General features: G+C 61.3%; 22 protein-coding genes and 1 tRNA gene. 5 read left to right on the forward strand and 18 right to left on the reverse strand.

All coding sequences use genetic code 11. The features are described 5' to 3' along the window. Positions 1–182: 182 nt before the first annotated feature. A complete protein-coding gene (locus J2741_RS10735; protein ID WP_209675247.1) occupies positions 183–1,556 on the reverse strand; it encodes a deoxyribodipyrimidine photo-lyase in 1,374 nt (457 codons plus the stop codon). A gap of 153 nt (positions 1,557–1,709) precedes the next feature. Between J2741_RS10735 and J2741_RS10740 the strand changes: the two genes are divergently transcribed. Continuing rightward, positions 1,710–2,564, forward strand: a complete 855-nt coding sequence (locus J2741_RS10740) for an A/G-specific adenine glycosylase (RefSeq protein ID WP_209675248.1) — start codon at positions 1,710–1,712, stop codon at positions 2,562–2,564. Positions 2,565–2,576: 12 nt separating this feature from the next. Here the strand turns inward: J2741_RS10740 and J2741_RS10745 are convergent, their stop codons facing one another. The 16 genes from J2741_RS10745 to J2741_RS10820 form a co-directional block, all read right to left on the reverse strand. Then, positions 2,577–3,986 (reverse strand): response regulator, encoded by a 1,410-nt coding sequence (locus J2741_RS10745; protein ID WP_209675249.1) that lies wholly within the window; start codon positions 3,984–3,986, stop codon positions 2,577–2,579. 239 nt (positions 3,987–4,225) lie between these two features. After that, a complete protein-coding gene (locus tag J2741_RS10750; protein ID WP_209675250.1) occupies positions 4,226–4,414 on the reverse strand; it encodes a hypothetical protein in 189 nt (62 codons plus the stop codon). Between the two features lie 83 nt (positions 4,415–4,497). Continuing rightward, a complete protein-coding gene (locus tag J2741_RS10755; protein WP_209675251.1) occupies positions 4,498–5,103 on the reverse strand; it encodes a cobalt-precorrin-7 (C(5))-methyltransferase in 606 nt (201 codons plus the stop codon). Next, positions 5,100–6,110, reverse strand: coding sequence for a cobalt-precorrin-5B (C(1))-methyltransferase (locus J2741_RS10760; protein WP_209675252.1), 1,011 nt, complete (start codon positions 6,108–6,110; stop codon positions 5,100–5,102). The genes J2741_RS10755 and J2741_RS10760 overlap by 4 nt, the downstream gene beginning before the upstream one ends. 7 nt (positions 6,111–6,117) lie before the next feature. Continuing rightward, entirely contained in the window at positions 6,118–6,780 is a 663-nt protein-coding gene (locus J2741_RS10765; protein WP_209675253.1) for a precorrin-8X methylmutase, read from the reverse strand. After that, entirely contained in the window at positions 6,728–7,510 is a 783-nt protein-coding gene (cobJ, locus tag J2741_RS10770; RefSeq protein ID WP_209675254.1) for a precorrin-3B C(17)-methyltransferase, read from the reverse strand. Before cobJ ends, J2741_RS10765 begins: the two co-directional genes overlap by 53 nt. Next, positions 7,494–8,363 carry a cobalt-precorrin 5A hydrolase gene (gene cbiG / locus J2741_RS10775; protein WP_209675255.1) on the reverse strand — a complete coding sequence of 290 codons (870 nt, stop codon included), beginning with the start codon at positions 8,361–8,363 and terminating at the stop codon, positions 7,494–7,496. Before cbiG ends, cobJ begins: the two co-directional genes overlap by 17 nt. Next, the gene (locus J2741_RS10780) at positions 8,360–9,076 is read right to left on the reverse strand and encodes a cobalt-precorrin-4/precorrin-4 C(11)-methyltransferase (RefSeq protein ID WP_209675256.1); all 717 of its coding nucleotides are present in this window, start codon (positions 9,074–9,076) and stop codon (positions 8,360–8,362) included. Before J2741_RS10780 ends, cbiG begins: the two co-directional genes overlap by 4 nt. Then, positions 9,077–9,682 (reverse strand): cobalt-factor II C(20)-methyltransferase, encoded by a 606-nt coding sequence (locus tag J2741_RS10785; protein ID WP_209675257.1) that lies wholly within the window; start codon positions 9,680–9,682, stop codon positions 9,077–9,079. After that, on the reverse strand, positions 9,676–10,218 hold the full coding sequence (locus J2741_RS10790) for a bifunctional cobalt-precorrin-7 (C(5))-methyltransferase/cobalt-precorrin-6B (C(15))-methyltransferase (protein ID WP_209675258.1): 543 nt from the start codon (positions 10,216–10,218) through the stop codon (positions 9,676–9,678). Before J2741_RS10790 ends, J2741_RS10785 begins: the two co-directional genes overlap by 7 nt. Positions 10,219–10,313: 95 nt before the next feature. Beyond that, positions 10,314–11,072, reverse strand: a complete 759-nt coding sequence (gene cobA, locus J2741_RS10795; protein WP_209675259.1) for a uroporphyrinogen-III C-methyltransferase — start codon at positions 11,070–11,072, stop codon at positions 10,314–10,316. Position 11,073: 1 nt separating this feature from the next. Further along, positions 11,074–11,964: a hydroxymethylbilane synthase gene (gene hemC / locus J2741_RS10800; RefSeq protein ID WP_209675260.1), complete on the reverse strand. Its 891-nt coding sequence runs from the start codon at positions 11,962–11,964 to the stop codon at positions 11,074–11,076. Beyond that, positions 11,952–13,193, reverse strand: a complete 1,242-nt coding sequence (gene hemL, locus J2741_RS10805) for a glutamate-1-semialdehyde 2,1-aminomutase (RefSeq protein ID WP_209675261.1) — start codon at positions 13,191–13,193, stop codon at positions 11,952–11,954. Before hemL ends, hemC begins: the two co-directional genes overlap by 13 nt. Beyond that, positions 13,180–14,145: a porphobilinogen synthase gene (hemB, locus tag J2741_RS10810; RefSeq protein ID WP_245249496.1), complete on the reverse strand. Its 966-nt coding sequence runs from the start codon at positions 14,143–14,145 to the stop codon at positions 13,180–13,182. The genes hemL and hemB overlap by 14 nt, the downstream gene beginning before the upstream one ends. Beyond that, entirely contained in the window at positions 14,142–15,419 is a 1,278-nt protein-coding gene (gene hemA / locus J2741_RS10815; protein WP_209675263.1) for a glutamyl-tRNA reductase, read from the reverse strand. The genes hemB and hemA overlap by 4 nt, the downstream gene beginning before the upstream one ends. Beyond that, positions 15,416–16,036 (reverse strand): precorrin-2 dehydrogenase/sirohydrochlorin ferrochelatase family protein, encoded by a 621-nt coding sequence (locus J2741_RS10820; RefSeq protein ID WP_209675264.1) that lies wholly within the window; start codon positions 16,034–16,036, stop codon positions 15,416–15,418. Before J2741_RS10820 ends, hemA begins: the two co-directional genes overlap by 4 nt. Positions 16,037–16,168: 132 nt before the next feature. On the opposite strand from J2741_RS10820, the gene J2741_RS10825 reads away from it, so the two are divergent. The 4 genes from J2741_RS10825 (at position 16,169) to J2741_RS10840 (ending at position 19,875) form a co-directional block, all read left to right on the forward strand. Beyond that, entirely contained in the window at positions 16,169–17,602 is a 1,434-nt protein-coding gene (locus J2741_RS10825; RefSeq protein WP_209675265.1) for a TrkH family potassium uptake protein, read from the forward strand. Between the two features lie 195 nt (positions 17,603–17,797). Further along, entirely contained in the window at positions 17,798–18,466 is a 669-nt protein-coding gene (locus J2741_RS10830; RefSeq protein WP_209675266.1) for a potassium channel family protein, read from the forward strand. A gap of 134 nt (positions 18,467–18,600) precedes the next feature. Continuing rightward, a tRNA-Gly gene (locus J2741_RS10835) sits at positions 18,601–18,672 on the forward strand. A 135-nt stretch (positions 18,673–18,807) separates the two neighbouring features. After that, positions 18,808–19,875 (forward strand): lysylphosphatidylglycerol synthase transmembrane domain-containing protein, encoded by a 1,068-nt coding sequence (locus J2741_RS10840; RefSeq protein WP_209675267.1) that lies wholly within the window; start codon positions 18,808–18,810, stop codon positions 19,873–19,875. A gap of 165 nt (positions 19,876–20,040) precedes the next feature. On the opposite strand, the gene J2741_RS10845 is transcribed toward J2741_RS10840, so the two are convergent. Further along, positions 20,041–20,871 (reverse strand): glycosyltransferase, encoded by an 831-nt coding sequence (locus tag J2741_RS10845; RefSeq protein ID WP_209675268.1) that lies wholly within the window; start codon positions 20,869–20,871, stop codon positions 20,041–20,043. Positions 20,872–20,887: the final 16 nt, after the last annotated feature.

The raw sequence follows: 20,887 nt of genomic DNA on the forward strand, positions 1-20,887 counted from the left end.
GCGGTAACGCTTCCCACGGGTTATTCCCTCGACGTGACGTTCACCGGTTGGGAATAGTCCCGGGAGGAAACGTCCGGGTTGGTGCGCCGGGAAATGATTCCCAAAGACGCCCCTCCTGGCGGCTGTACCGGCCAGGAAATTCAAAACCGGAATCCCTCTCTCGCCATGGAGGCATTCCTCCGTTATTCCCCGCACTCGTGCTTCACCCGTGCCAGGTATCCTTCCATGTCGAATTTCCGTTCCAGGCCCCGGGCGTTCATATACCTGACCTTCCCGAACACGGGCCGCTCACCCCACGGACGGTCGTGTTTGCCGAAACACCAGGCGATCCCTGCATAGCCGTTCGGGTCCCTCCCGTCCAGCTGGTACCGGTCGTTTAACATAACCGCCCGGGTGAACGCGGTAGCGGGGTCGGGCGACCACTCGAGCAGTTTTTTGCCCCAGTACATCCGCATGTAGCCATGCATCCTTCCTGTGCAGCGCACCTGCCGCTGGGCGGCATTCCAGTACGGGTCGTGGGTGTCTCCCAGTTCAAGCTCGTCCATGGTGTAGAGGTAATCGCGCGGGTCCCGTGAATGGACCCCGAGGGTCTCTTTCGCCCACCGGGGGAGCCCGTCGATCGAATCGTAACGGGAGTTGTAATACACGTAGTTTACCGCGAGTTCCCTGCGGACGATGAGCTGCTCCAGGAATGCATCCCTCCCCTCCCCCTCGGTCGCCATGACCTCGCGGGCGATCCGCCCCGGCGAAACCTGCCCGAAGTGCAGGTAGGGGGAGAGGCCGGAGCTACGATCCACCGAGGGGTCGTTCCTCTCGCGGGCATAGCGCTCCAGGTTGCCCCGGATGAATCGTTCGAGTACTGAGGCCGCCGTCGCTGCCCCGCCCCGTATAGCGACCGGGGGGACGGACCGGTCCGGATCGAGAAGTGAGAGGACATATTCCGGTTTCTCAGCCGGTAACGTATCCACGTCGGGAAGTTTCCCCTGGTTCTCAAGTTCGAGCGAAGGAGGGAGGTCGAGAAAAACTGGTACACGGGCAGAGATCCGGGGACGGAATGTCGCCGCCGAATACTCTTCCTTCCCGGAGGCTACGGTCACGGGGACCAGGACATTGCTCTCGACCTGTTCCAGGGGGCAGGTCACAGAACGCGAAACCCGGTCGCACCATTCCCTGTTCGTACGCAGATATCCCTGGTCCGCCACCACCAGGGACGCCCTGCGGGCGAGCGCTATCATGCCGGTGGCAGGATCTTCATGGCGCAGGATGAAGCGGATTCCCCTGGCTTCGAGCTCCCTCGCCGCTTCCGCGAGTCCCTGGATCATGAAGGAATAATGTCTGAGGTTTGCCGAGGGGTAGTCCCTGGTGAGGCCGAAGTAGGCGATAAGGGGGAGATTCAGCCTGTTGGCACGGGATATGGCATGCTCGAGGGCATGGTTGTCAGAGGTCCGGTGGGAGGCCTGCATCCAGTAGATCACGTAATCGCCCTGGCGAAGGGTATGCGAGTTCCGCGGGTGTATCCGGCCGGGTGAGACGGGGGAACCGGGATCTTTCGGCATGCGGCATTACCTGTGCAGATATACTCCCCCTCATGGTTATTATGCTTACACCGGGACCGCAGGCCACACAGTTTTCCTGGAAGTGAAGGATTCGTGACGTGCGTGACCGGATCTGAATTTTTATTCCCGGGTAACGCTCAGATTACAGGTACTGTGAGATCAGCGGACAGGGAGAAAGACCCGGGATCGCCAGTCGCCCTTTCGCCGGAAACCTTTCGTGAACAGATATATCGTTACTATGCACGACACGCGAGGGATTTCTCCTGGAGGAGGGACATCACCCCGTACAGGATCGTGGTGTCCGAGGTCATGCTGCAGCAGACGCAGGTAGAGCGGGTAAGTACCGCATTTCCCCGGTTTATCAGGAGGTTTCCTGACTTTCCTTCCTTGTCCGGAGCCCCCCTTGGGGAGGTGCTCGCGGAGTGGCAGGGACTCGGATACAACCGGAGAGCCATTGCACTGAAGAAGACCGCAGAAAAGGTCGGGGCGGAGTTTTCCGGGGAACTGCCCTGCGACGAGCGGATACTGGAGACCTTTCCCGGGATAGGGAAGGCGACCGCTGCATCGATCATTGTGTTTGCATTCAATATTCCGGTCCCCTTCATCGAGACAAATATCAGGCGGGTGTTCCTGCATTGTTTCTTCCCGGGGGCGGAAGAGGTTCCGGACCGGGAGATCATTCCCCTTGTCCGGGAGACCATGGACCGGACCGATCCACGGACCTGGTTCTGGGCCCTGATGGACTATGGGGCGCATATCGGCCGGACCCGGGGAAATCCGAACCGCCGGAGTTCTCATTACCGGCGGCAGCCCGCGTTTCACGGGTCCGACCGGCAGATGCGGGGAGCAATCCTGCGGATACTCGTCAAAGAAGGCGGTATGGAGCGTGCTCATCTGTGCACCCTGGCCGGGGGGGATGCCGGGCGGGTCACAGACCTTTTAAAAGATCTTGAATCCGAGGGTTTCATCGAAATACGGGAACATATGGTGTCTATTTCCCGAAAATAAGGCGGATACGGATCAGGTTCTCCGGAACACGCCGGCCGGAACCCGGATCTCGAACCTTACACCCCTTCCTTCGCTCCCGCGCTCCCGGATCTCCATCCCGGTGATGGAGAGGATCTCTTTCACGAGGTAGAGCCCGTACCCATTGTTATCGCCCATCCCCGGCTTGAAAAGGTCTTCTTTTTTCCATTCCGGTATGCCTTTCCCGTCATCCGAGTAGCAGAGGAGGAGATCCGCGCCGTCCGGGGCAGAGGACCAGCGCATGGTGGTGAATTCCCCGGCATGGATGTGACTGTTCTCCATGAGGTTCTGGAACGCGGTACGTACCAACGGATCGGCATAGATCTCGATCCCTTCCACTTCGACCACCAGTTTGTCGCGGCAGTTCCGGGGAAGCGGGATCTCAGCGAGGCATCCTGCGATACTGATCCACTCGGGTTCTCTTGCCCCGAGGTCCTGGTAGACCCTGGTCAGAGCGATAGATTCCCGGATCTTCTCCACCGATTGGGATTCGCGGTTGAAATATTCCCCCAGTTCGCCTTCAGGGTTGAGAGCCTTACACAGTTCGATATATCCCTGCAACACGATGATCTGGTTCAGCACATCATGCCGAATGGAGCAGTTCAGGAGGCTCAGTCGTTTATTCGCCCGACGCAGGGACTCTTCGGCCATCTTCCTCCGCGTAATGTCCCGTGCTACAGTCTGGTATTCAAGGACTCCCCGTGAAGGCCCGTTGACGGCACATGTACAGGCCTCGTGCCAGCCGGATCTTCCGTCGGGGAGGGCCACCCGCTGATCGCATTCGACTACGGGTGAGGTGGAGCTTATCGAGGCAAGGTGGCGGGTCAGCGTTTCGCCCTCTTTCAGGTAATAATCCGGGTAAGGATTACCCACCAGGTTTTCCTCATCTTCTCCGAGGTATCTGCAGAAGGCCGGATTGCAGAATGTCAGCCGCATATCAGGAGTATACCGCACGATCAGGTCAACCTGGTTCTCGACGACGCTCCGGCAGGTCTCCAGTCTGGAGATACGTTCCTGCGCATTCTTACGTTCATCAAGGAGAGAGGCGACGGTATCCCGTATAAGACTGAAAAGAACGGTATAATCCTCGTTTTTCCTGAGGTAGAGCGTGGCTCCCAGGTTGAGGGCATTCATCGCCACCCCTTCAGAACCCCTGCCGGTAAAGATAATGAACGGCAGTGTCGGGTCTTTCTCCCGTATCGTGTGCAGAAGCGTGATCCCATCCATCTCCGGCATGGCATAGTCGGATATTACAAGGTCGGGGGAGAACTCTCCGAGTATGGTGATCGCCTCCTTCCCGTTCCGTGCAATTTTTACCTCGGTATCCGGTTCCCTCTCCAGGACTTCCCCAATCAGGCTGGCGATAGCGGGATCGTCATCAACAATCAGCAGTTTTTTTGTCACAGGCCCCCCCCGGATGCCTGAAATCTATCTGTTTTTTTATTGCTCCAATATCGATAAATGTTTTGAAAAAAAATTCGAAGCCGGGATACCTCCCGGCGTTAAAAAACGGACGGTGCATGAGAAGCGTCTGATAGGGAGGGCACTCGTTGCCACCCCCGTGAGAAAAAGAGACCGGGATTTTTGAGATATCCCTGCATATGTGCACGGTACCTTCCATTCCCGGGAATTCCAGGTCTCCTTCAGCCCCGGAGATAGTATCCGATCAGGATCAGGAGGAGCCCCGTGTAGAATATCACCGGGAAGAACCACGGTTCCGGGTTGATAGTATTGATGATGGTCTGGACCCGCTGGAGGTCCTGTATCAGGAGGAGTGCGAACCCGGCCACAAAAGTGACGAGGCTTAACTGTTTTTTGGTATTTTTGTCCATTGTACGCTCCGTTTTTCTCCTGATCAGAGTTGGTGGGTCCCCTCTATATAAGCTTCTCGCTAAATAAGGGCTTGATTCGGGAATTATTCCCCTTCCGCAGGGTTTGTCCTGCCAGGTTCGAGCACCAGGGAGTAAAGCCCCGGCAGGGTCCCGGTAAGCTCCCCGGGAGCAAGCTCCCTTACCACTTCACCGGGGTAGCCCATATCCTGGCAGAGGTATACCTTCACCGGACGTGAGAGTCCGCCGAGCACGGCACGGATATCCCCGAGGTCCAGCCCCGGGTCCGCGAGGAGAAACACGATCTTCCCCCGGGACAGTTCCTCACCCGCGTCCTTCAGCGGTTGTCCACGGTCCCTGCCGTGGGCATCGACCACCGCGACCCGGACGAGGGGGAGATGGAGCCTCGCGGCCGCCACCTGGAGCGACGAGATACCGGGGATCACCTCGCCTCCGAGGCGGCCGAGGCCCGCCAGCATCGGGTCCCCCGTCGAGAGGACGACTGCCTCATCGGGAAGAGTGTGGAGGGACCTGTAGTCCGGTATCGGGTGTACCGCCGTACCGGGAACTATCTGATCCCGGGCGAGATCGATGGCCCGGGACGATCCGTAGATGAGTTTCGCGTTCCCAATGGCGGCTATCGCCTCTTCGGTGAGCATCCCCGGACCGCATCCCACTCCGACGATCTTCATCCCGAGTCCCCCAGGATATTCCCGTCGCGGTCGACCAGCACTACCCGGAGTCCCGGATGCAGGCTCCTCGCCTGTTCAAACGCCGCGTCCATACGGGACAGAAATACCGGGTCACCTGCGAGCTCCTCCACAGTCCGGTAGTTCGTACCTTCCAGCAGCCGGGGGGTGAGGTACCGGAGTACGAGCGCGGGAAGCCCGCATAGAATGGCCGGCCCCTTCAGGACTTCCAGGGCCTGGCCGATCCTGCTCCCCACCAGGATCACCTCCCTTTCGGGGAAGAGCATCCTTGCATACCGGAGCCCGAGGCGTCCTGTGGTCAGGACAGGTCCGTGCGCCGCGGCAACGCGCTCCATCACGCTGGTCTCCAGGTGGTCGTCCCACGGCTCCACGAGGCCGGTGGTGCCAAGGATCGAGATGCCCCCCCCGACTCCCATCTTCGGGTTGAGGGTGAGTGACGCGACCCCCTCTCCGCCGGGAACGGAGAGGCGGACCTCGACTCCTGGGAACCCCGACATATCCAGGCCTTCCTGGATGGAGGAGAGAATACATGCGAGTGCCGGCGGGCTGATCGCCGGTTCTCCCTCGCTGAACCTGCGGGTGGTCCGGGTATACCTGCCGATTCCCTCTCCCGGGATGAGGACAATATCGTTCCCGAGCGGCCTCGCTTCAGCACGGAACTCAAGGCCTGCGGTGACATCCCCCGGGTAGCTCCCCGGGTATTTCTTCGCGATGCCCGATCCCGCTCTTCCCTCTGCCGGAACACAGACCCGGAACCCGGCAGGGATAAGGATCTCGACCACGTCCACCTCGCCCGCGAGGGAACACACCGAGGCCTTGCACGCCGCGGCCGCGGTGGTCCCGGTGGTATAGCCGCGCCGGAGCACCGTCCCCGAGGAGGTCAGGACCGCGAGGCCGGCACCCACGTCCGCAAGGAGTGCCGGGTCATTGCACGCATCGATCCAGGCATCGGGATAGTGGAAACCGGTGACCGGGTCGGAGAGGCCCATAGCGGTTTCACCGGCTCCGTTCCGTGTGGATCACTATCAGCTCGTTCATCGCCGCGACCGCAACCGGGGTGCCGCCCCGGGTCCCCCTGTTCGAGATGGAGGGTACGGAGAGGCTCCTCAGCTCGTCCTTCGACTCCGCGGCGTTCACGAATCCCACCGGGGTCCCGATCACCAGCCGCGGCCTCCTCCCTTCACGGATCATCCCGCAGAGGGATAGGAGGGCCGAAGGTGCGTTCCCGATGACCACGACCGCACCGTCGATCCTCGGCCCTAGCTCGAGCAGGCCCGCAGAGGTCCTGGTGATCCCTTTCTCCGCCGCTATCCCCTGCCCGTAGTCGAGGGCACAGAGCACCTCACTCCGGTGCCCTTTCTTCAGGATCCCGGTCTGGACCATCCTTATGTCGGTTATCAACGGTGCTCCGGCCTCGAGTGCCGCGAGCCCGGCGCCGACCGGGTTGTGGAGAAAGACCATAAGTTCGGCCATGGAAAAGTCACCCACGGCGATGGAACACCGCTGCCGGATCCGGTCTTCGGGGGATTCGTTCCCGACCGCACTCCTGGCGAGCTTCCTGCTCTTCTCTGATATTTCCAGCGCTTCCCTGGTGGTCGCCCCGGGGTCAGTATACGTATTTTTTATGGTATCCCCGGGGTGTAATGATTCCTCTGGCATCTCCGTTCACCTTCCAAATCCTGCTCTCCTCGCCGCCGATGATCACGGAAGAGTGCATGTCGACCTCGTCATTGCAATCCATGATCTCCCGGAGCGTGGTGATGATCACCGTCTCTTCTTCGCGGTATGCGTTCTTCACGATTCCGACCGGGGTATCCGGCCGGCGGAACCGGCCCGCGATCTCCATCGCCCGGGAGAAATTATGCGGTCTTCCCCGGCTCTTCGGGTTGTAGAGCACGATGGGGACTCCCATGGAGAGCGCCGCAGACAGCCTCTCCTCGATGACCTCGAGCGGCACCAGGAGGTCGGAGAGTGAGAGGACCACGAAGTCTCCCGAGAGGGGCGAACCGAGGAGCGACGCTGCAGCGGTTGCGGCGGTGATTCCCGGGACCACCTCCACGTCGACGACACGCCCGGTCCGCTCCACCAGTTCGAGCACGATGCTCGCCATGCCATATACCCCGGGATCTCCCCCGGATACCATCGCGACCCGGTGATCCTGCGCGAGTTCGACCGCTGTTCTGGCCCGTTCGACCTCCCTGCCCATGGAGCTGGAGATCACCTGCTTGCCTCCGAGGAGCTCCGCGAGGGGGGTCAGGTAGGCCGCGTTCCCGATGATATACTCGGCCTCCCCGAGCGCGTTCCTGGCCCTCGCGGTCAGCTGGTCGAGGTTGCCCGGACCCGTTCCGATGATGAACAATTTCCCTTTTCCTTTATCGTGCGATGGCAACAGTAACCCTCCCGTATACTCGCTTCTCCTGCACCAGGACTTTTGCCCTCGAGACCGCCAGGGCCGCTGGTTCGGCGACGCCCGACAGACCTATCCGTGTAGCTCCCGAGGGGCTGATCCCCGGGTTCTTCCGGATCGCCTCGTCATCGACATAGACCAGCACCCCGGAGAGATCCCTCACCGCATCGCGGAGGGCGGAATCTCCCGCCTTCTGGGATGTGGTGGCATAGGCAAGCACCTGGTGTCCGTCCAGTCCGGCGGCCTTAAGGCTCTCGCGTACGGCCAGGACGATGTCGTGCCCCGAAACCTCCTTTCTGCAGCCGATCCCGACGACATACTCGCCTTTCCGGGAGAGAAAGGAGACCCCCGGCCCGGCGATCACGACCCCCGGGCCCCCGATTGCATAGACCGGGACATCGCCCTCAAGAAACCCGGCGTTCACAGCCCTCGTAGATCCGGTGTTCAGGACCGTGCACCCGTGGTCCGCAGCGATCCCCTCGGCCGAGGGTCTCCCGAATACCTCTGTTGCGGTGGTGATCACGGGCGTGAGACCGATTCCGGCGAGTTCTTTCGCGAGCTCGTTTGCACCGTGGTGTCCTCCCACCAGCGGTATGGCCACCCGGCAGTCCGGCGATACGACCACCACCGCGGGATCGGTCCACTTGTCCCGCAGCAGGGGAGCGACGGACCGAACCGCGATGCCCACGGCCATCACCGCAACGATCCGGTCGGCCCGGGAGAACGCCAGGGAGAACGCTGACGGGTCGTAGATCTGAACTTCCGTCGACAGAAATTCTGCGATTCGCTCTGCACACGGAGTGAACTTCGGCAGGGTCACGACCAGATCGGTCATGAGTAGAGCACGGACCTCCGGTGCCCGTGGCGGGAAGGATCGAGAACTCCCCCGACGATCAGCAGCGCAGTCCTGGTAATTCCCGCAGCCCTCGCTTTCCCGGCGATATCAGCCACGGTTCCCCTGACCACTTTCTGGTCGGGCCAGGTGGCGTGATAGACGACTGCCGCCGGGGTGTCGGGCGGGCATTCCACCTTCGCCACGATCTCTTCGAGCTTCTCCGTACCGAGGAAGAACACCAGCGTTGCCTGGTGGCGGGAGAGAGAACGGATCTCGTCCTGTTCCAGCGTAGCGCCCGCGGGACGCGTGACGATGACCGTGTCGGCTACGCCCCCCAGGGTGAGCTGGGCCTGGAGCGCTGCCGCCGCCCCGAACATCGAGGAGACGCCGGGGACGACCTCCACCCGGAGCCCTTCGCGGGAGAGCCCCTCGATCTGCTCCACAATCGCACCGAAGATGGCCGGGTCGCCGGAATGAAGCCGCACCACGCGTTTTCCTTCCTTCGCGTAACGGGACATGGCCTCTACCATCTCCGGGAGTTTCATGCCGAAACTGTCCAGTTTTATCCCGGCAGGGCTTTCGGCCACGAGCTCGGGGTTCACCAGGGAGCCGGTGTAGATCAGTACTTCCGCGGCGAGCAGGAGATTCTTCCCCTTCACCGTGATCAGCCCGGGATCGCCCGGCCCGGCTCCCACGAAGTATACCGGCTCCATTCAACGCCTCGCGAAAAGAATGCTCATATAATCGCTCTCCTCGGGGAGATCCCCGTTTCGGAAGACTTTCATCCGGTCCATGAACATCCTCTCGACGAGGATGAATGTAGTGTAGCCCTCGTCCCGGAGCCTGGCCGCCGTTTCCCGGGGACTGCGCACCTTGAGCATGATCCGGGTCGCGGGTTCGCCCCCGTCGGTGACTGTGAAACCCTCGGTAAGCGAGATCCCGGCGACGGAAGCGAACGCGGTGATGGCGCTGATACCCGGTTCGGTCCTGCACTCGATACCCGGGTGGCGGACGAGCAGCACTTCGCAGAGCCGGGAGAAGGTGGAGAAGAAATTCGGGTCTCCCAGGATCCCGAGCACTGCAGTCCCGGAAGACGCCACCGGGGCGATCTTCTCCGCGTTCCGTTCCATGCACTCCCGGACGGACACGAGGTCGTCGGTCATGGGGAACTCAAGCACTTCCGCATCCCTGTAGGGGGCGACCAGCCGCCGGGCGATCCTCCCGGGGACGAATACCTTGTCTGCTTCCTGTAACAACCGGACCGCCCGGAGCGTCAGAAGCTCAGGGTCCCCGGGACCCAGCCCGAGCCCGATCAGCATACGGGTTCCCCCCCCACGATAATGTAGACAGGGTCGATGGGTCTGAACATGAGCCCGTTTCCGATCGAGGCGGTCCGGGATACCTGAACAGAGAGTGCCTCGGAAAAGATGCCCAGCCGCTGCATGGTCTTTATCGCGAGGTGCATGGTCTCGATCATCACTGCGTTCACCACAACAGAACGGACGCCTCCCCGGGCGAGGATCTCAAGGGTCTGCTCCAGGTCCCTCGATCCTCCGACAAAGGCCGTGTCGATGGGAAAAAGGCCCGGGAGCACTCTGGCAGCATCCCCGGTGAAGAATTCGATATTTTTTACGCCCTGCTTCCCGGCATCATGGCTGGCGTAACGGATGGCCTCCTTCCTTCGATCGATGGCGAAGACCTTCAGCACAGAAGGTGCCGCACAGAGCGACACTTTCCCGGTCCCGCATCCGACGTCCGCAAATATATCGCCCTCGCGGAGTCCCAGTTTCTGCAGGGATATGGCCATTATCTCGTCTTTCGTAGGCCCTCCGGAGGGTGGTGCCGGTTCCTGCATCTTCTAAAGTACAGTTGTGTTAATGTATTAATCCTTGTTTTCCCGGGTTTCGGGCTCCCCTGAATCAGGGGGAGAATTCCGGCCTGTTTCCGCTATTAAAGGGGAATAAGCCAGGGATCTCCTTCCCGGTAGAGCCTCACCACGTCGCCGATTACGATGACTGCCGGGGGTTTCACGCCCGCATCACCGGCGATCGCTCCTATCTCCCTGAGCGGTCCGGTGGTGACCCGCTGGTCCTTTCGGAGTCCCCTCTCGATGATAGCCACCGGGGTTTCCGGGTCTTTTCCGTTGGCGACGAGTGCCCCCGCGATCATGGGCAGATTCTTCACTCCCATGAGAATGACGATCGTTCCCCTCCCCCTCGCGAGCAGTTCCCAGTCCAGGGCCGATTCGGGCTTGGTAGGGTCCTCGTGACCGGTGAGGATGGTGACCTGCGACGCATATTTCCGGTGAGTGAGGGGGATCCCCACCGCACCAGGCACCGCCACCGCACTGGTCACCCCGGGGACGAGTTCGACTTGGATATCGTTCATCCGGAGGACCTCCATCTCCTCTCCTCCCCTGCCGAAGACAAAGGGGTCTCCTCCCTTGAGCCGGACCACCTGCTTCCCTTCCCGGGCATACCGGACCATCAGGTCCTCGATCTCTTCCTGCTCCAGCGTGTGCCGGTTCCCGTACTTCCCGCAGTCGATCTTCTCGGCATGCGCCGGGAGAGCCGAAAGGATCTCCTCTCCCGGGAGCTGGTCGAAGAGGATCACCTCTGCCCCGGCGATGACCTCCATCGCCCGGACCGTGAGCAGCCCCATTCCACCCGGGCCGGATCCGACCAGGTAGACCTTACCCTTTCTTTCCATCTTACTCGTCCTCCTTTAATCCGAGCTCCCGGTAGGCCTCGCGGATCAGGTCTCCCGCCTCGTCCCGGAGCAGCCTCCCCACCCGGCGTGCGTCTTTTAGGTCCGATATCCTCTCCTCCATCCGGACCCCGCGGGACCCGTCGAGGGAGAGCACCTCCGCGATAAGAAGACCGTCACGGCAGTAGATGCCCTGGGGCGTGTAACACCCGCCCCCCACTTCCTCCATGACGGCACGCTCGACGTTCACGTCCCTCCTAGAGGGGGGGTGATCGAGGATTTCCAGCGGGCCGGTGACGGAAGGGTCGTCCCTCGCCACTACCGCGATGGTGCCCTGGTTGGGGCTGGGGACGAAGCGATCCGGGGGGAGCCGGTTGCCGGGGACCGAGATCCCCATCCGCTGCAGCCCTGCCTCCGCGAGCACGATAGCGTCGTACTGCCCCTCCTCAAGTTTCCGGAGCCTGGTGTCCACGTTACCCCGCAACTGGGCCGGTTCCCAGGAACGGTTCATGCGCAGCAGCTGGGCGCGTCTCCGCGTGCTGCTGGTCCCGATGACCCTGATCCTGTCCTCCGGGACGAGATGCACCATGAAGTCCGCCGGGGAGTCCCGTTCGAGTATCGCACAGGTGGTGACCCCTTCCGGTCTGCGGGCAGGGATGTCTTTCATGCTGTGAACCGCGCAGTCGATCTCCCCCCGGAGGATGGCGTCATCCAGGGCGCGTACAAATACCCCCTGCCCCCCGATCTCGTGAAGGGGGACCCCGGTGATGGTGTCACCCGGCGTGGTGATCACCACGGTCTCCGCGGCGATACCCTCCCGATCCAGGAGCGCACAGACTCTCGCGGCCTGCGCCAGGGCGAGCCTGCTCCCCCTGGTCCCGATCAGGAGAGGCATGCCCCGTAGGCCTCCCCGATCAGTGCAGTCTCCGCGTCGCCGTGCGCGATGGAAAGGAAGTTGGTCTCGAACTGCGAAGGAGGAAGGAATATTCCCCGTTCCCGCATAGCGCTCCAGAACCTGAGGAAGGTCCCGGTATCGCATTCCTTCGCCTGGAGATAATTTTCAGGCGGGGAGTCCCGGAAGAAGTGCTTGAACATCGAGCCGATCCGGACGAACGAGCCCTTCTTTCCCTCGGCAGCCTCCCCAATCCTTCTCGCCCGGTCCTCGAGCACCCCGTACACCCCGCGGTTCCGGTGGATCCAGTCCAGCGTGCCGTACCCGGCCGCAAGCGAGAGGGGGTTACCCGAGAAGGTACCTGCCTGGTACACCGGGCCTTCGGGGGCGATGAGCGACATGATCTCCTTTCTCCCGCCGAACGCCCCGATAGGAAGCCCCCCTCCGAGGATCTTCCCGAGCGTGGTAAGGTCGGGTTCGACCCCGAACATGGCCTGGGCACCGCCGATACCCAGCCGGTACCCGGTGATGACCTCATCGAATATGAGCAGCACGTCGTGGGTCCTGGTGATCTCCCTGACATCGGCGAGGTATCCCGGCCGGGGGAGAATGGGGCCGATGTTACCCATCACCGGCTCCATGATAAGCGCAGCGATATCGCGGTTCTTCGAGAGCAGCTCCTCGAGGGCCTCGGAATCGTTGTAGGCGACCTGGCGGGTGCGGGCGGCGACCTCGGGGATGACACCCGCGGAGTCCGGGACCCCGAGCGTGGTGGCCCCCGACCCCGCCTTTATCAGGACCCCGTCGTGGGCGCCGTGGAACCCTCCCTCCAGCTTGACGAGGTCCTTCTTCCCGGAAAATCCCCTGGCCAGCCGGATCGCAGCCATGGTGGCCTCCGAGCCCGAGGAGACGAAACGGACCATGTCCATACCGGGGTGGTCCCTGGTAACCAGTCCGGCGAACTCGGGTTCGAGGGGTGTGGGAGTCCCGTAGAGCCATCCCCGGGAGAGCTGTTCCTCTATCGTCTTTTTTATCTCCGGGTGGGCGTGACCGAGGAGCAGGGGGCCGTAGGCCATGCAGCAGTCGATCAGCTCCTCGTCGTCAACGGTGGTCAGCCTGCACCCCTCCGCCCGGGCGGTATAGAAAGGATAGGGCTTGATCGCCCTGACGGGGCTGCTCACCCCGCCGGGCAGGAGCGTCCGGGCCCGGTCGAAGTACTCACTGCTCTTCATCCAGCCACCCCGCGATATCCTCCGCAAAATACGTGATCAGCAGGTCCGCCCCGGCACGTTTCATGCAGAGCATGCTCTCCATGACCACCTCACGCTCCTTTATCCAACCGCGTTCGGCCGCCGCTTTGATCTGGGAGTACTCGCCGCTTACCTGGTACGCCGCGACCGGGAGCCCGAACTCCCTGATCTTTGCGACAAGGTCGAGGTAGAGCCCCGCGGGTTTGACCATCAGGATGTCGGCGCCTTCATCCGCATCGAGCCGGGACTCCATCAGGGCTTCCCTGCCGTTCGAGGGAGGGAGCTGGTACGTGCTCCGGTCGCCGAAAAGGAATCCCGAGTCCGCAGCCTCCCGGAACGGCCCATAGAGTGCACTGGAAAACTTGGTGGAATAGGACATGATCAGTACCTCGGAGTACCCGTTTTCGTCCAGGGCATGCCGAATCGCACTTACTACCCCGTCCATCATGCACGAAGGGGCCACGATGTCCGCGCCTGCCTCTGCATGGCTCACGGCAATCCTGGCCATAAGGTCAAGCGAGGCATCGTTCTGCACATCCGGACCCCCCCGCCCCGGAGCGACTATCCCGCAGTGGCCGTGAGAAGTGTATTCGCAGGCACAGACGTCGGTGATGATCACCATGCCGGGCATCGCCGCCGCGATCGCACGGACCGCCTCCTGGACGATCCCCCGGGGATGGTAGGCCTGGCTCGCCATCTCGTCCTTCTGGTCGGGGATCCCGAAGAGGAGCACCGCCCTTACACCTTCCTCGGAGAGTTTCCTGACCACCGCCGGGATATCCAGGAGCGGGTAACGGAACTGTCCCGGCATCGAACCGATGGGGACCGGCGCGGACGCGGTCTGGTCTACGAACAGGGGCATGACCAGGTCTTCTTTCCGAACCGAATGCTCGGCGAGGAGAGGTCGGATCTTGCTCTCCCGCAGCCTTCTCATTCTTCGTTGGGGAAACACAGTTTATCACCTCGTGTAATTGCCGAGACCAGCGATTCCGCGGATTTCAGGTCGCCTTCCTCGGCGCACATCCTTACCGATACGGTCACGTCGGCAAGGATCTTGTTCACCAGTACCCTGGTGAGGTCTTCCACCACCTCTTTCGTCCGGGGGTCGCCCGCGCCCAGACGGGCAAGTGCCCGGTCCCGCTCCCGGATCCTGATGGACTCGGCCCAGGTGTGGAGGATCGCGAGTGTATCGTCGGCGGCCTTCCCGTTTAAGAGCCGGATGAACTGGCCGAGTTCCTGCTCGATGTAGTCCCTGGCCTTCTCGGCCTCGGACCTGCGGGTTGACATCGTCATCTCGTTGATCCTCCGCAGGCTGTCGATGGTGAACAGCCGGACCCCGTCGATCCGTTCCGCCCCCTCCTCGACGTCCCGCGGCTGGGCGATATCGATCACGATGAGAGGCCGGGGATGGCCGTCGAGAGGCCAGCACCGTGCCTTCATCACCTGCGCAAGTTCATCGGTCCTGATGACCGGGTGGGGAGCGGACGTGCAGGAGATGACCACGTCCGAGAGTGCCAGGTACCGGGGCAGGTCATTCATCCGCACCGCTTTCCCGTCGATCTTATGGGCCAGGATCTCCGCCCGTTCATAGGTCCGGTTCGCCACGTAGATCGCGGTGAGGTCTTTTGCCGCCAGTGCCTGGGCCACCAGCATCCCGATCTCGCCCGACCCGATTACCAGGATGTGTTTACCCCTGAGCGTGCCGAGTTCCTCCTCTGCGAGCGTGACCGCGGCTGATCCTATCGATACCGCCCCCCGGTTTATCTGCGTCCGCCGTCGGACCTCGACACCCACGTGGATAGCCTTGTTTACGCAGAGCTCGAGGATCGGGCTTGCGGTACCGCATTCCTGTGCGATCGTAAGCGATTTCTTGAGCTGCCCGAGGATCTGGTCCTCCCCGACGATCATGGAGTCCACCCCGCAGGCCAGTTCCAGCAGGTGCCGGAGGGCATCCGTGCCGGTATCCAGGGAGAATGCTTCGCGTCCTTCTTCCTGGAGCAGCGACGCGAGGTGTGCCGCCTCACCATGGACCAGCACCTCCACCCGGTTGCAGGTCTGGAGCAGGGTCACTCCCCGGAAACGGTCCCGGGCTTTTGCCAGGAAGGCCTCCTCGTCAGGGAAGCGGAACCTCTCCAGCTCGTCGACCGCTGCGGTATGGTGGGTGATGCCCGCGATTGCCACAGGCGCGAGGAGCGGGTCGTGAGTCAAAGGTATCGCTCCTTTACAAGGTTCCAGGCGGCCCCCTCTCCATGTGGTAAAAGGTTCCAGACCTCACGATCCTCGAGGACACGGTACAGCAGTTCCCTCCGCTTCTCCTGCGACGGTTCGGTCCGCCGGATCTCGTTCCGCAACCGCCCCTGGAGCGCGATCATCCTGTCGAGGCAGGGGAGTTCCCGCTGGATGTGCTCGCGGAGGTACCGGGAGATCGCGGGGCTCACCCCCCCGGTTCCGATTGCCAGGGCGTAGTTCTTTCCCTTCACTACGGAGGGGATGAGAAGGTCGCCCGACTCACCGTCCGCGTTGTTGAACAGGATCCCCGCCCCTTTCGCCAGCCGGCCGATCCGGTCGTTTAATTCCCGCTCCTGCGTTGCAGCCACGGCGATCGCAGCCCCCTCGAGCAGGCGGGCGAGATCCCGGTCGCCGAGGGCCGAGAGATCGACCTCCCTGCACTCGGCGTCGATTTCTGAAAACGATGGGTCGAACGATCGGGAGAATACCGTCACTCCGGTCTCCCCCGCAAAAAATCCGGCTTTTCGTGCCCCCACGGCGCCTCCGCCGAAGATCACCACCTTCTTCCCATGCAGATCCACGAAGAGAGGGGTCATGATTATAGTACCATGTGGCTCCTGTTTTTAATTAAACTGTTGGAATTGTTCCTAAAAATCCCTTAATCGTGGGAAAATCAGAAATGCGGCCAAAGGTATTATCTGTCTGATGATGGTAAGGAAACGTTGGTCATGTATGAACTGGCGACCCCGGTAAACATCCGCACGGTGATCCGGTATGCGGGCCAACTGCTGGTCGTGATCGGGGGGATACTCCTGGTACCGGCGATATTTGCGGTATTCCTGGGAATGTTGCACGATGCCCTGATCTTTACCCTCACCGCGATCGCCACCGGAGCTGCCGGGTATCTCCTGTTCAGATTCATCCCGGTCAGGGACCTGGAATGGAAGGAGGCCATGGTAGTGGCCGCGCTCGCGTTTCCCCTTGCCGGGGTGGTAAGTGCCGTTCCCCTTGCGCTCATCGCAGGGATCCCTTACCTCGATGCGCTCTTCGAGGCGGTCTCCGGAATCACCACCACGGGGCTCTCGGTCGCCCAGGCGGACCCCGGCCAGGTCTTTCTCTTCACCCGTTCGTGGCTGCAGTGGGTAGGCGGGATAGGGATTGTACTCCTGGTACTCTCGGTGCTGGTCTCACCCGGCCTGACCGCACGCCGCCTCTTCTCTCCGGCCATCGGGGACCAGAACCTCATCTCCGGGGCGAAAACCACAGTTATGATCCTTTTCCGGATATATGCCGGAATTACTCTTGCAATATTCGCCCTGCTGCTTATTGCCGGGATGACACCGTTCGACGCGATATGTCAGTCTTTCACCACGGTGTCCACAGGGGGATTCTCCACCAGGCCCGATTCGATAGCAGGTTTTTCCGGTGCGTTCATCCCGGCGATCATCACCATCGGGTGTATCATGGGGGCGACAAACTTCAGCCTCTACTACAGGGTCACCCGGGAACGGGGTGCATTTTTTAAGAGCATCCAGGTCCGCTGGTTCTTTGGAATCGCTCTCATAGGGATCGTTCTGCTGCTGATAGCGATGCTGCCCGCCGCGGATCCCGCAACTGCCGGGTCGGTCGCCGTCTTCCAGGCGTTTTCGGCACTCACTACATCGGGGTTCTCCACCACGTCGATCGCGTTGCTCCCGGATGCGGCGAAGGCGGTCCTCGCGGTTCTCATGTGGATCGGGGGAGGGGTGGGGTCCACGGCGGGAGGGATAAAGGTCCTCAGGATTGCGGTCCTGGTGAGTATGGTCTACCTTGTGTTCCTCCGCTACTTCCTGCCCCGTGAGGCGGTCACCCCTTTCCGGGTCGGAGGTATCCAGGTTTCCGAGGAGGATATCTTCAGGATCGTCGCCTATTTCTTCCTTTATATCGTGGTCCTGGTGGCTTCTGCGCTGATCTTCCTGTTCTCCGGGTTTCCTGCGCTCGATTCGCTGTTCGAGGTGTCGAGTGCGCTCGGGACCGTCGGCCTTTCCACCGGGATAACCGGAGCGGGGCTTGCTACGGTGCTCAAGGTGACGCTGATCGCGGACATGCTGCTCGGGAGGATCGAGATACTGCCGCTTCTTATAGTGGTTATGCCGCGGACGTGGTGGAAAAGAGGAGCTTAAACCAGGCCATGGGGGGAATTGCCCCTGCGGGGGTGAATACACTGCCTTATGCCGGGAGACGGTGTGGAAAGCCGGGGCGCCGATTGGCGAAACCCGGGCCGGGCGAAAACTACAAAGTGCATGGGGACAGGAGAAGGGTGCGTACAGGGGAACGAACATGACGGAAAGAATGATCGTATCGCAGGGGGAGGTCACATGAGGGTCATCATCGTCGGCGGCGGGTCGCTCGGGCTCGATCTCTCCAGGATCCTGATCGAAGAAAGGCACCAGGTGGTCCTGATCGAGAAGGAGGAGGCCCGGGCGATCGAGCTCGCAGAGTGCCTGGACTGCTCGGTGATTCATGCCGAAGGGACCCGTCCGGACATACTGGAGAAGGCAGAGATCGGAAGTGCCGATGCCGTCGTGGCGGTCACCACCCACGACCAGGACAACATCATCATCGGACTGATCGCGAGGACCTTTGGGATACCGCAGATCATCATCCGGACCGACGACCAGGACTACCTGACGGTGGCGAACAAGCTCGGGTTCCACCGGGTGGTCAACCCGGCTCACACCACTTCGGTCATCATTGCGGACGCCCTCCGGGGGATCGACACCGTGGAGCTCTCCACCCTGGTCCGGGGCGAGGTGCGGTTCGTCGGAGTCATGGTGGGTGAGCCCCATGACGGAAAACATCTCGCGGACCTCCCCCTCCCGGGGAATACCGATTATGTGGGGATCTACCGGGGGGAAGACTTCATCTTCGCCCGGGAAAATCCCGTGCTCGCGGAAGGCGACGAAGTGCTCGTGGTAACGAAGGAGGAGAACCCGAGAGAACTGGACCGGCTTATCCGGGAAGGGATACCCCCGATGCCCCTGTAACCGTTCCCGTTTCCCTCGAAGAATAATCCCGGTTGCCATGGGAGCGGTTTCCTGTTCCCCAGGAAAATCCTCCTGGAAACCTTCTTTTCGATATCCTTATAATCCAGCACCACGTATCATTTAGAGCACATTACGCGCCGATAGTGTAGTGGTTATCACTAGGCGTTGCCAACGCCTAAACCCGGGTTCGAGTCCCGGTCGGCGCATCGCATCTCTGTTTTGCCACATCTTCATTCGCAAATATTCACTGCATTCTTCACCCGACACCATCCACAACAAATACGACCCCGTAATTTCAAAGCAGTACAAGATATGCAGCACCGGAGCGCGATGAAGTGAAAATGACACCGAGAGGCTGGTTCGCTCTCTCCATCCTGGTCAGCCTGACAGTCATCGTCATCGTGTTCGTGACGACCTTCAACGAGCAGACCCTCCGGTATATCCTCACCTTCAACGTCGTCTTCCTCTTCCTTGCCATCTCCTTCCGCCTTCTCGCCCTGGTCTTCTGGGGCCTGCGGATCCAGCTGATGTCCCGCTCGCTCGGGTACCGGGTGCCGCTCCCGCACTGCGTGAACATGGTCCTCGCAGGGCTGCTCGTGGGGACCATCACCCCCGGCTCGGCCGGCGGGGAGCCGCTTCGGGCCCACGAGCTCTACCGGTCCGGCGTCAAGCTCGGCGATGCTGCGGCGGTGGTGATCGTCGAACGCATCCTGGACGGGGTCGTGCTTACTCTCATGGGCGTCATCCTCATGGCGGTCATCACCGAATACGTCCTGGCGACCTTCGGCCCGGCCCTGCTGTTCCTCGTCGTCATCGCATGGATCGTGATGGCCATGTTCCTCGCCATTCCTCTTCTCACCATCAGGTACCCGGAATGGACCAAGAGGCAGCTCCGGAGACTGGTGAACTGGCTGGTGCCGAAACTGTCGTTCTGGCGCTCGGCGAAGAGGTTCGGGGAGATGGCCGACAAGGAGATCGACAACCTCTTTATCAGTGGCAGGCGGTTCATCGGGACCGCACGGATGGGCCTGTTCCAGGGCGGGGTCATGACTGCGCTCTTCTGGGTCACGGAGTTCGCGGTGGCCTCGTTCGTTCTCATGGGCCTCGGGTTCGGTCCGTTTCTGGTGCAATCGTTCTTCTTCCAGATCGTGATCGCAATCATCGGGATGCTGCCCCTCACCCCCGGATCTTCGGGGGTCACCGAGATCTCCACGTCCTCGCTCTATGCGTTGATCATCCCCACTGCCTCGATCGGGGTTTTCGTCCTCTTATGGCGTTTCGTCACCTTCTATCTCAATATCCTGCTCGGCTTTGCCGCCAGCCTGGCGATATTCCGCCGGGAGATCGAGAGCAGGGAGAGGGAGAAAGGGGCAGAGGTAACCGGCGACGAAACCGGAGGAGAGGAGTAACACCCGAAAATCCTGCAGATATGGCGTAAATGGGAAATTAATGCCGGAGGATACGGAAGAAACCTGGTGCAAACAGGCGTGCAGTAAGACGGGATCAACCGGCGGATATGAAGAATGCGAGAAATAAAGCGAAATCTTCAGGCTCCCATGAAAAAAGCCTGATTATTACCGGTTCTTGCCTTCCGTATTAAGATTGCCTGAAACACCTGCCAGGGATGAGAGGGCAAGCCGGAGTTTCCACAGTTTTTTGTTCTTCTGCGTCTGGCCCGGTGGGAACGGTTGTCCTGGCGCTCCCGGTGTATGGTATGCCCGCTTGGTGTAGGAAAACCTTCTTGAGATTCCTCCCTGGAGGACGATGACGTACCATTCGATTATCGTTTTCCAGAACCCGAACTGTTCGTACCTCCGGAAGTCGAACCCGACCTTCATCCCTGGGTCGAACCTGACCCTGCCCCGCCTTCGCATCCGGACAGAGACCTCGAGGTCGTCCCCTGCATCCATGATCCTGTACATTCCCGCACGCCTGAATGCATCCGACCGGAAGGCGGTATTGCACCCCAGGGTGTAGTAGAAAAGCCGTGTTTTCGACCCGACCTTCATGAGAGTATTGAAAAGCAGGACATAGCGCCGGTTTTTCCTGGTGTCCTGGATGGGAGTCACCGGTCCGAATGCACAGACCACACCGGGATCGCTGAATGTAGCGAGGATATGCTCAATCCAGTCGGGGGCGACCAGGCTGTCCGCGTCAGTGGTGGCGAGGATGTCGTACTTCGCCCGGAGGAACCCGTCGTTCCGTGCCCCCGGCACCCGTTCGGACTCCTGGATGAACACGATATCGGCGTACTCGGCCGCGATCTCCCTAGTATTGTCCTCCGAGTTCCCGTCGACGACGATCAGCTCGTACATATCCCGCGGGACGGTCTGGCGGGAGAGTGCCTGCATGCACCGCCGTATGGTCTCGCCTTCGTTGTATGCGGGGACTATAACGGATATCATAATGATCGCCTCCCCG

It is taken from the genome of Methanolinea mesophila (assembly GCF_017873855.1).
Lineage (GTDB): Archaea > Halobacteriota > Methanomicrobia > Methanomicrobiales > Methanospirillaceae > Methanolinea_B > Methanolinea_B mesophila.